This window comes from Streptomyces sp. NPDC028419 (assembly GCF_055565515.1).
The window spans coordinates 151017-163459 of sequence record NZ_JBVHUE010000004.1 but is presented as its reverse complement, the minus strand read 5'-3'; the positions used below and the strand labels follow the sequence as shown (position 1 = coordinate 163459).

Genomic DNA, 12443 nt, shown 5'->3' with positions numbered 1-12443 from the left:
TTTGAGGGCACCTGCCCGGAGGGCGTGCGGTCCGCACCCGGAGGCTCTGCGCGAGGCCGCGCCTCAAACGCCGGCGGGGCTGGATTGGGGGCTCCGGCTGAGGCCGCGCCTCAATCGCCGGCGGGGCTGGGTTTGTCGGGCCCTGGGTTGGCCTTATCAAGCCTGCCCGGCGTTTGAGGGCACCTGCCCGGAGGGCGTGCGGTCCGCACCCGGAGGCTCTGCGCGAGGCCGCGCCTCAAACGCCGGCGGGGCTGGATTGGGGGCTCCGCCCGGGGCCGCGCCTCAAGCGCCGGCGGGGCTGGGTTTGTCGGGCCCTGGGTTGGTCCTATCAAGCCTGCCCGGCGTTTGAGGGCGCCCCCCGTCGGGGGTCAGTCGGCGTTGAGGACGTGGGCTACCAGGGGGCCCGCCGCGTCGGTGCCGTGGCCGCCGGATTGGACCATGGCCGCGGCGGCCACGTCGTTGCTGAAGCCGGTGAACCAGCTGTCCGGGGCACCCGCGCCGTCGACCTCGGCCGAGCCGGTCTTGGCCCCCTTGTCCCCGCCGACCGAGGACATCACCCCGGCCGCGGTCCCACTGGCCGCGGTCTGCCGCATCATCTGGACCAGCTGGCGCGAGGTCCCGGACCGCATCTGCCGCTCGGCCCGGGCCAGTACGCGCGACCCGACCCCCTCCTCGACGATCACCGGCTGGCGGAACACCCCCGTCTTCGCCGTCGCCGTGACGGAGGCGATGTTCAGCGGGCTCATCCGCACCCGGCCCTGGCCGATGTACGCGGCGGCCGCCTCGGGCCCCGAGGCCGCCGGCACGTCACCGTCGAAGACCGGGACGCCCGCCTTCCACTCCAGCCCGAGCCCGAAGACCTGGCGCGCCTCGTCCGCCAGCGCGGACTCGTCCCCGACGGCCTTCATCTGGCCGATGAAGGCCGTGTTGCACGACACGGCGAAGTCGGTCGCGAAGCTCGCCCCCTTGAGCTCCATGTGCTCCAGGTTGTGGAAGGACCGGCCGCCCCCGGAGACGGTCTTGGGACACTCCACCGGCTTGTCCGCGCTCACCACACCCCGGTCGATCAGCATCGCCGCCGTCAGGACCTTCAGCGTGGACCCGGGCGCCCGGGTGCCGAGGAGGGCCGCGTCGAAGCCGTCCGCGCGGTTGTTGGCGACCGCCAGGACGTGCCCCGTGCTCGGCTGGACCGCGACCACCGAGGACTCCGGGTAGGCCGCGACCGCCTTCTCGGCGGCCGCCTGCACGTCCGCGTCGAGCACCGTCTTCAGCAGGCCGGGCTCGCCCTCGGCCAGCGTGAGCAGGACCCGCTTGGGCGCGTCCCGCGCGGCCGGTTCGATCCAGGTCTCGACGCCGGGCTTGCCGCCCACCGTCTGCCCGTAGGTCTTCCGCAGCTGCTCCAGCACCGGCTTCAGCGAGGGGTACTTCTGCGCCGTCAGCTCCTGGCCGTCCCGGTCCACCGCCTTGAGCGGCGCCGCCGCGGCCGCGCCCGTGCGCAGCTTCTCGTCCCGCTGGAGCTGCGGGTGGAGCACCGAGGGCTGCCAGTCGACGAGCGCCTTCCCGGTGGTCAGCCCGCGGACCACGGTCAGCTTGGACTCGTAGGCGAGGGGCTTGGTGACCCCCTCGAAGGTGACCTCGGCCGCGACCGTGAAGGGGACGGTGGTCCCCGTCGGCGTGCCCGGGGTGATGACGGCCTTCGACACGAACGCCTTGGTCTTGAACTCGCCCACCGCGGGCTGCGCGAGCGCCGGATTGTTCGTCAGGTCCGCCGCGGCCCGCTCGTCCCCGGCCGCCCACGCCGCCAGGAACGCCTTGGCCGCCGCGGCGGTCTCCGCGGCGTCGGGCGGCCCGGTCCGGCGCTCCGTCCGGGTCGCCGTTCCCCCGCCCGCCGAACCGCCGTCCTCCCCGCCGACCAGCGTGTACACCCCGTACCCGGCCGCCCCGACCATGGTCAGGAACACCCCGCCGACGATGGCACCCTTCGCCGCCCCGTTCATACAGCCCCTCCCCAGGAGTCACTCGTGTCTGAACATGCTCAAGGGGTGGGACCCGACTGTCCAGCCGCATCCGGCCGCGTCCGGCCGCGCTAGACCCAGGTGTCCAGCCACATGCGGCCGCGCCAGGAGTCCATCGGGATGGACTGGCCCGTGTAGATGGGCCAGAAGTAGATGAAGTTCCAGACGATCAGCAGGACCAGGACACCCGCCCCGATCGCGCCCACCGCCCGCCGGCGTTCCGATGATCCCGCGGGCCCCAGCATCGCCCCGATCATCATCGCCACCGCCAGGCACAGGTACGGGACGAAGACGACGGCGTAGAAGTAGAAGATGGTCCGCTCCTGGTAGTTGAACCAGGGCAGCAGACCCGCGGCCAGCGCGCAGGCGATCGCGCCGGCCCGCCAGTCGCGACGCAGCAGCCAGCGCCACAGCACGTACAGCAGGGCGAAGCAGCCCGCCCACCACAGCAGCGGGGTGCCCATCGCCAGGACCTCGCGGGCGCACTTGCCCGCCGCGGTCGTCGGGCAGCCGTCGGTGCCGGGGGCGGGGGACTCGTAGTAGTACGAGACCGGGCGGCCCAGGACCAGCCAGCTCCAGGGGTTGGACTGGTAGGTGTGGCCCGAGGTCAGGCCGACGTGGAAGTCGTAGACGGCCGTCTCGTAGTGCCACAGGCTGCGCAGCCACTCCGGCAGGAAGGACATGGAGCTGCCCTGGTCCTGGGTGCGCGCCCAGTCGCGGAAGTAGCCGCCCTTGCCGTTGTCCGGGCTCAGGATCCAGCCCGTCCAGGAGGCCAGGTACACCGCGACCGCCACCGGCACCGTGGAGAGGAAGCCGGGCAGCGCGTCCCGGCGCAGCATCGACGCGTACGGGGTGCCCGCGCCCGCGACGCGGCGCGCGGAGGCGTCCCACAGCACGGTCAGCACGCCGAAGAAGGCGAGGACGATCAGGCCGTTCCACTTGGTGCCGAAGGCCAGGCCGAGGCTGACCCCGGCGAGGATCCGGTACGGGCGCCAGCCCAGCTTCAGCGTCTCGGCGATCCGTGGATCGGGCCGGGTGCGGCCCTCGTCGTCCACCGGGAGCGCCGCCGCGAGTCTGGCCCGGGCCTTGTCACGGTCGATCAGCAGCGCCCCGAAGGCGGCGAGCACGAAGAACATCAGCACCAGGTCGAGCAGCGCGGTCCGGCTCATCACCAGGTGCAGGCCGTCCACCGCCAGCAGGGCGCCCGCCAGGCACCCCAGGAAGGTGGAGCGGAACAGCCGCCGCCCGATCCGGCACAGCATCAGCACCGACAGCGTGCCGAGCAGCGCGGTCATGAAGCGCCAGCCGAAGGGGTCGAAGCCGAACATCCACTCGCCGAGCCCGATCACCCACTTGCCGACGGGCGGGTGCACGACGTACCCCGGGTCGCTCGGCAGCACGACCCCGTCCGGGTTCGCCAGGATCGCCTTGTCGATGTCCTTGGGCCAGTTGGCCTCGTAGCCCTGCTGGATCGTGGCCCAGGCGTCCTTCGCGTAGTACGTCTCGTCGAATATCACCGCCTTCGGGGTGCCCAGGTGCACGAAGCGCAGCACCCCGGCCACCAGCGCCACCAGCAGCGGACCGGCCCACGCCAGCACCCGCAGCCAGGTCGCGACCGCGGCGGCGGGCACGCCGAGCGCCGTCCACAGCGCCACCGAGGGCTGCGCGTACGGCGGCACCAGGCGGCTGCGGACGTCGGCGCGCGGGGCCGCGCCGCCGCCCGGGCCGCCCGGCGGGGCGTAGCCGAAGCCGCGCAGTCGGCGCAGCCAGGTCGGCGGCTCGTTCTCGCCGCCACCGGGCGGCGCGGGCGGGGCCCCGGCGGGGCTGGGTTGCGGCGTCGCGGTACTGGTCACCGGGTCATCGTAGGGAACAGCCCTGTGCGAACCCCAGTAACGGGGGCGACCGGTTCGATCAAGGGGGGAGTGGCCGGGGCCCGGGGCCCCGGGCTGAGAGGATGTGCGGGTGACCACTGCGCAGCCCCGAGGTACCGAAGCCACCCACCCGACCACCGACGCGGCGGGCGTGCTCGTCCTCGCCGGCACCCCGATCGGGGACCTCGCGGACGCGCCGCCCCGGCTCGCCACCGAGCTGGAGCGCGCCGACGTGATCGCCGCCGAGGACACCCGGCGGCTGCGCCGCCTGACCCAGGGCCTCGGCGTGCACACCACCGGTCGCGTCCTGTCCTACTTCGAGGGCAACGAGTCCGCGCGCACCCCCGAACTGGTCGAGGCGCTCCTCGCCGGCTCCCGGGTCCTCCTCGTGACGGACGCGGGCATGCCGTCGGTGTCCGACCCGGGCTACCGGCTGGTCGCCGCCGCCGTGGAGAAGGACATCAAGGTGACGGCCGTGCCCGGCCCCTCCGCCGTCCTGACCGCGCTGGCCATGTCCGGGCTGCCGGTGGACCGCTTCTGCTTCGAGGGCTTCCTGCCGCGCAAGGCCGGCGAGCGCCTCGGCCGGCTGCGCGAGGTCGAGGGGGAGCGCCGCACCCTCGTCTACTTCGAGGCCCCGCACCGCCTCGACGACACCCTGGCCGCGATGGCCGAGGTCTTCGGCCCCGACCGGCGGGCCGCCGTCTGCCGCGAGCTGACCAAGACCTACGAAGAGGTCAAGCGGGGCGGCCTGGCCGCGCTCGCCGAATGGGCGGCCGAGGGCGTCCGTGGCGAGATCACGGTGGTCGTCGAGGGCGCGCCCGCCGCGGCGCCCGGTGACGTCGACGCCGATGAGCTGGTGCGCAGGGTGCGGGTGAGGGAGGAGGCGGGGGAGCGGCGCAAGGAGGCCATCGCGGCCGTCGCCGCCGAGGCCGGCGTACCCAAGCGCGAGGTGTTCGACGCGGTGGTCGCGGCAAAGAATGCGGCACAAAAGGTGCCGTAGGTCGGTAAAGAGCTAGGCTGAAAAGCAAAGCTCAGACCGGGCACAGGGCGTTTTGGGCATGCCTTGCCCAAAGGCCGTCCAACACTGGACAGGGCCTGATGCGCTCCCGCCGGAACAGGCGTCCACTGGTGAGTGAACTACCAGCGGACAAGAGGAGCTGGCATGAGTGAGATCGCAGACACCCCGGTTCCCGCGGCCCCGCCGGTCGCGACCGCACCGACCGTCGCCGCCGTCAGGACCACCCCGCCGCCCGTACGCACCGCTCGCGAGGCGTACTCCTTCGCCTGCATGAAGTGCGGGTACGGCTGGGAGCAGGCGTACGAGATCGAGCACCACGTGGACGGCAGGGGCCAGCCGTTCATCGTCTACACGGTCAAGGGCGGCGAACGGGTCCCGTCCCCGCTGTCCAACCCCACCTGCATGAACTGCGGTGGGCACGTGGTGCGGATCATGCGGGAGGGACAGGTGTCCTCGGTCCTCGGCATGCTCGACCAGCTCCACCACCATCACCACCATCACCGGATGCCGGAGCCGCGCAAGGGCTCCCGGTTGCACGACGCCCCCGGGCCGGTCGCGATCGACCCCGACGCGCGGGACGCGAGCGAGGGCAGGGGCCTGCTGGGCCGCCTGTGGCGACGCATCCGCGGGGCCTGAGCCGCGCGGCGGGCCCGACCCGGCGGGGGGAGTGCGGCCGGTCATAAGATCGGCCGCATGAGTGCCAGCCCCGCCACCCCGTCCAGCTCCCGCCGCAAAGACGACGACCGGGACACCCCGCCGCCGCTCCCGGAGCCCCTCCGGGTCGCGGTGGCGGACTCCCACACCCACCTCGACATGCAGCGCGGCACCGTCGAGGAGGCGCTGCGCAAGGCCGCCTCCGTGGGCGTCACCACGGTGGTGCAGGTCGGTTGCGACGTGAAGGGCTCGCGCTGGGCGGCCGAGACCGCCGCCGCGTACGAGAACATCCACGCGGCCGTCGCCCTTCACCCGAACGAAGCCCCCCGCATCGTCCACGGGGACCCCGACGGCTGGTCCCGTCAGGGCGCCCGTCCCGGCGGCGGCGAGGCGGCCCTGGACGAGGCCCTCGGTGAGATCGAGGCGCTGGCCGCCCTCGACCACGTCAAGGCGGTCGGCGAGACCGGCCTCGATTACTTCCGCACCGGACCCGAGGGCATGGCCGCGCAGGAGCGTTCCTTCCGCGCGCACATCGAGATCGCCAAGCGCCGGGGCAAGGCGCTCGTCATCCACGACCGCGAGGCCCACGACGACGTCCTGCGCGTGCTGCGGGAGGAGGGCGCGCCCGAGCGGACCGTCTTCCACTGCTACTCCGGCGACGCCGAGATGGCCCGCGAGTGCGCGGCCGCCGGCTACTACATGTCCTTCGCCGGGACGGTCACCTTCAAGAACGCGGCGGCGCTGCGGGAAGCGGTCGCGGTCGCCCCGATCGAGCTGCTGCTGGTCGAGACGGACGCGCCGTACCTGACCCCCGCGCCGTACCGCGGACGGCCCAACGCGCCGTACCTGATTCCGCTCACGGTCCGTGCGATGGCCGCCGCCCGCGGCATCGACGAAGACACGATGGCCACCGCACTGGCGGCGAACACGGCCCGCGCCTTCGCCTACTGACGGCCCGCGGGCCCCGCCCCCGGCGACACGCTGGGTAGCGGGTCGACTTTGTTGCGTGACGAACGCTCCGCTAGGGTGCCGTGCCCGAACCAACGGGACCGGACCAGTGGAGCGAGCGTCGTGAGCGATACCCAGGGCGGCCACCGCCGTGGTGGCCGGGACGAGCCGGACGCCGCGGCCCCCGCGGGCTGGCTGGACTCGGCGCTGTCCGCCGACCCGACCCCCGCCCCGGACGAGCGGGACGCGGCCGTCCCGGCCCCGCGCGCCGGTGAGCGGCGGGCCGCGCGCCGGCGCAAGGCCGACGGCCCCACGGGGCGCCGGGCCCGCGGCCGGTCCCCCCTGCCGCCGCCGGCGGGCGCCGTCGGAACGGCCTGGCCGGAGGGCGACGACGCCGGGGGCGCGGGCGTTCAGGGTTCCGACGACGGCGCCTTCGGCCCGGAGCTCGCCCTGGCCCTGGACCTGGAGCTCGACCTCGTCGAACTCGAACGCGACCTCGACCGCGACTTCGAACGCTCCCTGGGCCACGACCTCGAACGCGACCTCGACAGCGCCTTCGGCCCCGGCCCCGGTATCGGCCTCGGTACCGGCCCCGGTACCGACCTCGCCTCCGACCCCGGGCGCGGCTTCGCGCGCGACCCCGGCTTCGGCCCGGGCCACGGCTTCGGCTCGGACCCCGCCTTCGGCCGCGGCCCCGGCCTGGACCTCGGCCCCGGCTTCGACCCGAGCCCGGCCCCGACCCCCGGCTTCGACCTGGACCCCGGCTTCGGCCAAGGCCCGGCCCCCGGCCCCGGCTTCGCCCCGGCCCCAGCCCCCGCCCCCGGGGGCTGGCCCGAGCCGCTGCTCCCCGGGCCCGCCCGGCCGGACGACGCGGGCGCCCCGCCCCCGGCCGAGCCCGGCGGATCCCGGCGGGCCGGGCGCGGCGGGGCCACCGCCACCCGGGCGCGCCGGGGCACCAAGGCCGGGCGCGGCACCGCCAGCTGGCGCCGGATCGTCCCGCAGGCCCTGGTCGTCGCCTTCCTCGCCGGCGGCACCTCCGCCTTCGTCGCCGCCGACAAGGCGGTCCGCCTCACCGTGGACGGCGTGCCCCGCACCCTGCACACCTTCGCCGACGACGTCGACGAACTGCTCGACGCGGAGGGCCTGGGCGTCGGCGCCCACGACCTCGTCGCCCCGGCCCGCGCCACCGCCCTCGACGACGGCGCCGAGGTCGTCGTCCGCTACGGCCGCCCCCTCCAGCTCACCCTCGACGGCCAGCGGCGCCAGGTGTGGACCACCGCCGCCACCGTGGACGGCGCGCTGCGCCAGCTCGGCGTCCGCGCGGAGGGCGCCTACCTCTCCGCCCCGCGCGGCACCCCCGTACCGCGCCGCGGCCTCACCCTGAACGTGCGCACCGAACGCAGCGTCACCTTCATGGCCGACGGCCGCGAACGCACCATCCGCACCAACGCCGCCACCGTCCAGGAGGCCCTGGACCAGGCCGGGATCACCCTGCACGCCCAGGACACCACCTCCGTGCCGGCCGCCTCCTTCCCCCGCGACGGCCAGACCGTCACCGTGCTGCGCATCACCGGCACCCGCGAGGTCCGCGAGGAGCGCATCCCGTTCGAGATCGAGAAGGTGAAGGATCCGGAGCAGTTCGCCGGGACCGAGGTCGTCGAGCGGGTCGGGCGGCCCGGCGCCCGCCGGGTCACCTACAGCCTGCGCACCGTCAACGGGGTCCGGCAAAAGCCCCGCCGGATCGCCGAGGAGACCCTGCGCGAGCCGGTCACGCAGCTGGTCAAGGTCGGCACCCGGCCGCTGCCCAACTCGGTGGCCGGGGCCGACGGCCTGGACTGGGGCGCGCTGGCCCAGTGCGAGTCCGGCGGGCGGGCCGCGGCCACCGACGCGTCCGGCACCTACGGCGGGCTCTACCAGTTCGACGTCCAGACCTGGCAGAGCCTCGGCGGCACCGGCCGCGCCCAGGAGGCGTCCGGTGCGGAGCAGACCTACCGGGCCAAGAAGCTCTACGTGCAGCGGGGGGCGAGTCCGTGGCCGCACTGCGGCCGTAGGCTTTACCGGTGAGCACCGCAGAGCACGACACCGCAGAGCACGGCAACGAGAAGCACGACGGCGAGCAGTCGCCCGAGGTCACCCCGGCGCAGGGGGGCGACGCGCTGTTCGGCGCGGCCGACATCCGGGAGCTGGCGACCGTACTCGGGGTCCGGCCGACGAAGCAGAAGGGGCAGAACTTCGTCATCGACGCCAACACCGTGCGCCGGATCGTGCGCACGGCCGAGGTGCGGCCCGACGACGTCGTCGTCGAGGTCGGTCCGGGCCTGGGCTCGCTGACGCTGGCGCTGCTGGAGGCCGCGGACCGGGTCATCGCCGTCGAGATCGACGACGTGCTGGCGGCCGCGCTGCCCGCGACGGTCGGGGCCCGGATGCCCGCGCGCGCGGACCGCTTCGCGCTGGTGCACTCCGACGCGATGCTCGTGAAGGAACTGCCCGGCCCGGCGCCGACCGCGCTGGTCGCCAACCTGCCGTACAACGTGGCCGTGCCGGTGCTGCTGACGATGCTCGACCGCTTCCCGACCATCGAGCGGACGCTGGTCATGGTGCAGGCGGAGGTCGCCGACCGGCTGGCCGCCAAGCCCGGCAACAAGGTCTACGGCGTGCCCTCGGTCAAGGCCGCCTGGTACTGCGACGTCAAGCGCGCCGGGTCCATCGGGCGCAACGTCTTCTGGCCCGCGCCGAACGTCGACTCCGGCCTGGTCTCCCTGGTCCGCCGGGCCGAGCCGGTCAAGACGACCGCCTCCAAGCGCGAGGTCTTCGCCGTGGTCGACGCCGCCTTCGCGCAGCGCCGCAAGACGCTGCGGGCCGCGCTGTCCGGCTGGGCCGGATCCGCCGCGGGCGCCGAGAGCGCGCTGGTCGCGGCCGGGATCTCGCCGCAGGCCCGGGGCGAGGGGCTCACCGTCGAGGAGTTCGCGCGGATCGCGGAGCACAAGCCGGTGCACGAACAGGCGGCGCTGTGAGCGCCGAGGGCGCGGCGGCCGGCGTCACGGTCCGGGTCCCCGCGAAGGTCAACGTGCAGCTGGCGGTGGGCGCGGCCCGCCCCGACGGCTTCCACGACCTGGCCAACGTCTTCCTCGCCGTCTCCCTCTACGACGAGGTCACGGTCACCCCGGCCGACGCACTCACCGTCACCTGCTCCGGTCCCGACGCCGACCAGGTCCCCCTGGACCGGACGAACCTGGCGGCGCGGGCCGCCGAGCTGCTCGCCGCCCGGCACGGCCTGGACCCGGCCGTCCACATCCACATCGCCAAGAACATCCCCGTCGCGGGCGGCATGGCGGGCGGCAGCGCGGACGGCGCGGGCGCCCTCCTCGCCTGTGACCTGCTGTGGGGCCTGGAGAGCACGCCGGCCGAGCTGCTGGAGATCTGCGCCGAGCTCGGCAGCGACGTCCCCTTCAGCCTGGTCGGCGGCGCCGCGCTCGGCACCGGACGCGGCGAGCAGCTCGCCCCGCTGGAGTCCGGGATCTTCCACTGGGTCTTCGCCGTGGCGGACGGCGGCCTGTCGACCCCGGCGGTGTTCCGCGAGTTCGACCGGCTGGCGGATGAGGCGGGTACGGCCATCCCCGTGCCCGAGGCCTCGCCGCGGCTGCTGGCCGCGCTGGCCGCCGGGGACCCGGACGCGCTGGCCGCCACCGTGGTCAACGACCTCCAGCCGGCGGCGCTCTCGCTGCGCCCGCAGCTGGGGCGGACGCTGGACGCGGGCCTGGGGGCCGGGGCGCTGGCCGCCCTCGTCTCGGGCTCCGGGCCGACGACCGCCTTCCTGGTGCGCGACCCCGAGTCCGCGGCGAAGGTCGCCGAGGCGCTGGCCGCCTCCGGCACCTGCCGGACCACCCGCGTGGCCACCTCCCCGGCCCCGGGCGCCACCCGGCACTGAGCCCGACCGGCCGCGCGGGGGCCCGTACGGACTCCGGCCCGGCCCCCGCGCACCCGCACGGCCGCTCGGGCAGCGGTCGGCCCCGGCCGGGAAGGTTAGGGTGGGGGGCTGATCCACCCCTTTCCCTGGAGCGCGTCTGATGGCCGTCAATCTGGTCAATGTCGAGGCAGTCAGCAAGGTGTACGGCACCCGTACCCTGCTCGACGGCATCTCCCTCGGCGTGTCCGAGGGGGACCGGATCGGCGTCGTCGGGCGCAACGGCGACGGCAAGACCACCCTCATCCGGATGCTCGCGAAGCTGGAGGAGCCCGACACCGGTCGGGTCACCCAGAACGGCGGACTGCGGATGGGCGTGCTCACGCAGCACGACTCCCTGGACCCCGCCGCCACCATCCGCCACGAGATCATCGGCGACATGGCCGACCACGAGTGGGCGGGCAACGCGAAGATCCGCGACGTGCTGACCGGCCTCTTCGGCGGCCTGGACCTGCCCGGCTTCCAGCACGGCCTGGACACCGTCATCGGCCCGCTCTCCGGTGGCGAGCGCCGCCGGATCGCGCTCGCGCAGCTCCTGATCGCCGACCAGGACCTGCTCGTCCTCGACGAGCCCACCAACCACCTCGACGTCGAGGGCATCTCCTGGCTGGCCCAGCACCTGCAGAGCCGCCGCTCCGCGCTCGTCTGCGTGACCCACGACCGCTGGTTCCTCGACCAGGTCTGCACCCGCATGTGGGACGTGCAGCGCGGTGACGTGCACGAGTACGAGGGCGGCTACAGCGACTACGTCTTCGCCCGCGCCGAGCGCGACCGGATCGCCGCCACCGAGGAGTCCAAGCGGCAGAACCTGATGCGCAAGGAGCTGGCCTGGCTGCGGCGCGGCGCCCCGGCCCGCACCTCCAAGCCGCGCTACCGCATCGAGGCGGCCAATGAGCTGATCGCCGACGTGCCGCCGCCGCGCGACACCAGCGAGCTGATGAAGTTCGCCAACGCCCGCCTGGGCAAGACGGTCTTCGACATGGAGGACGTCACCGTCCAGGCCGGCCCCAAGACCCTGCTCCAGCACCTGACCTGGCACCTCGGCCCCGGCGACCGGGTCGGCCTGGTCGGCGTCAACGGCGCGGGCAAGACCTCGCTGCTGCGCGCGCTCGCCACGGCCGCCCGCACCCAGGGCGACGAGCAGCCCGCGGCCGGCAAGGTGACCGTCGGCAAGACGGTCCGGCTCGCCTACCTCTCGCAGGAGGTCGGCGAACTCGACCCGTCCCTGCGGGTGCTGGAGGCCGTACAGCGCGTGCGCGACCGGGTCGACCTCGGCAAGGGCCGCGAGATGACCGCGGGCCAGCTGTGCGAGCAGTTCGGCTTCACCAAGGAGAAGCAGTGGACGCCGGTCGGCGACCTCTCCGGTGGCGAGCGCCGCCGGCTGCAGATCCTGCGCCTGCTGATGGACGAGCCCAACGTGCTCTTCCTCGACGAGCCCACCAACGACCTCGACATCGAGACCCTGACCCAGCTGGAGGACCTCCTCGACGGCTGGCCCGGGTCGATGATCGTGATCTCCCACGACCGGTTCTTCATCGAGCGCACCACCGACACCGTGATGGCGCTGCTCGGCGATCAGAGCCTGCGGATGCTGCCGCGCGGCCTGGACGAGTACCTGGAGCGCCGGCAGCGGATGATCGCCGAGGCGACGCCCGCGCCCGCCCCGGCCGCGGCCAAGGAGAAGACCTCCTCGGGCGACGCCCGCGCCGCGAAGAAGGAGCTCCAGAAGATCGAGCGCCAGCTCAACAAGATGTCGGACCGCGAGACGAACCTGCACGCGCAGATCGCTCAGCACGCCACCGACTTCGACAAGGTCGCCAAGCTCGACACGGAGCTGCGCGAACTCATCTCAGACCGGGACGAGTTGGAAATGCGTTGGCTGGAGCTGGCCGAGGACGCGTAGGTTCCGCCTCGGTCGGGCACCAACTGGCCGGATAACGACCACGTCACGGGCCGGTCCTCCCTTGGGCACA

9 protein-coding genes are annotated in these 12443 nt (G+C 74.2%); 7 read left to right on the top strand and 2 right to left on the bottom strand.

Translation table 11 applies throughout. The annotated features are described in order from the left end of the window. Positions 1–368: 368 nt before the first annotated feature. Together ACZ4UB_RS06895 and ACZ4UB_RS06890 are read right to left on the bottom strand one after the other, a co-directional pair. Positions 369–1997, bottom strand: coding sequence for a penicillin-binding transpeptidase domain-containing protein (locus tag ACZ4UB_RS06895; protein ID WP_468068720.1), 1629 nt, complete (start codon positions 1995–1997; stop codon positions 369–371). 89 nt (positions 1998–2086) lie between these two features. Beyond that, on the bottom strand, positions 2087–3868 hold the full coding sequence (locus ACZ4UB_RS06890; protein WP_468068718.1) for a dolichyl-phosphate-mannose--protein mannosyltransferase: 1782 nt from the start codon (positions 3866–3868) through the stop codon (positions 2087–2089). Between the two features lie 109 nt (positions 3869–3977). On the opposite strand from ACZ4UB_RS06890, the gene rsmI reads away from it, so the two are divergent. From rsmI to ACZ4UB_RS06855, 7 genes are all read left to right on the top strand, one after another. Next, the gene (gene rsmI, locus ACZ4UB_RS06885; RefSeq protein ID WP_385774456.1) at positions 3978–4886 is read left to right on the top strand and encodes a 16S rRNA (cytidine(1402)-2'-O)-methyltransferase; all 909 of its coding nucleotides are present in this window, start codon (positions 3978–3980) and stop codon (positions 4884–4886) included. A 162-nt stretch (positions 4887–5048) separates the two neighbouring features. Next, positions 5049–5540, top strand: coding sequence for a hypothetical protein (locus tag ACZ4UB_RS06880; protein ID WP_468068716.1), 492 nt, complete (start codon positions 5049–5051; stop codon positions 5538–5540). Between the two features lie 57 nt (positions 5541–5597). Continuing rightward, positions 5598–6509 (top strand): TatD family hydrolase, encoded by a 912-nt coding sequence (locus ACZ4UB_RS06875; RefSeq protein ID WP_468068715.1) that lies wholly within the window; start codon positions 5598–5600, stop codon positions 6507–6509. Positions 6510–7205: 696 nt separating this feature from the next. After that, entirely contained in the window at positions 7206–8570 is a 1365-nt protein-coding gene (locus ACZ4UB_RS06870) for a ubiquitin-like domain-containing protein (RefSeq protein ID WP_468068928.1), read from the top strand. Between the two features lie 92 nt (positions 8571–8662). Next, positions 8663–9520: a 16S rRNA (adenine(1518)-N(6)/adenine(1519)-N(6))-dimethyltransferase RsmA gene (gene rsmA / locus ACZ4UB_RS06865; RefSeq protein WP_468068927.1), complete on the top strand. Its 858-nt coding sequence runs from the start codon at positions 8663–8665 to the stop codon at positions 9518–9520. Continuing rightward, positions 9517–10434 carry a 4-(cytidine 5'-diphospho)-2-C-methyl-D-erythritol kinase gene (locus ACZ4UB_RS06860; protein WP_468068714.1) on the top strand — a complete coding sequence of 306 codons (918 nt, stop codon included), beginning with the start codon at positions 9517–9519 and terminating at the stop codon, positions 10432–10434. Before rsmA ends, ACZ4UB_RS06860 begins: the two co-directional genes overlap by 4 nt. Before the next feature lie 139 nt (positions 10435–10573). After that, the gene (locus ACZ4UB_RS06855; protein WP_468068713.1) at positions 10574–12373 is read left to right on the top strand and encodes an ABC-F family ATP-binding cassette domain-containing protein; all 1800 of its coding nucleotides are present in this window, start codon (positions 10574–10576) and stop codon (positions 12371–12373) included. Positions 12374–12443 lie beyond the last annotated feature (70 nt).

Coding starts and splice junctions, on each gene's coding strand:
- ACZ4UB_RS06855 (WP_468068713.1), top strand. CDS start 10,574: ATGGCCGTCAATCTGGTCAATGTCGAGGCAGTCAGCAAGGTGTACGGC.
- ACZ4UB_RS06880 (WP_468068716.1), top strand. CDS start 5,049: ATGAGTGAGATCGCAGACACCCCGGTTCCCGCGGCCCCGCCGGTCGCG.
- ACZ4UB_RS06895 (WP_468068720.1), bottom strand. CDS start 1,997: ATGAACGGGGCGGCGAAGGGTGCCATCGTCGGCGGGGTGTTCCTGACC.
- ACZ4UB_RS06875 (WP_468068715.1), top strand. CDS start 5,598: ATGAGTGCCAGCCCCGCCACCCCGTCCAGCTCCCGCCGCAAAGACGAC.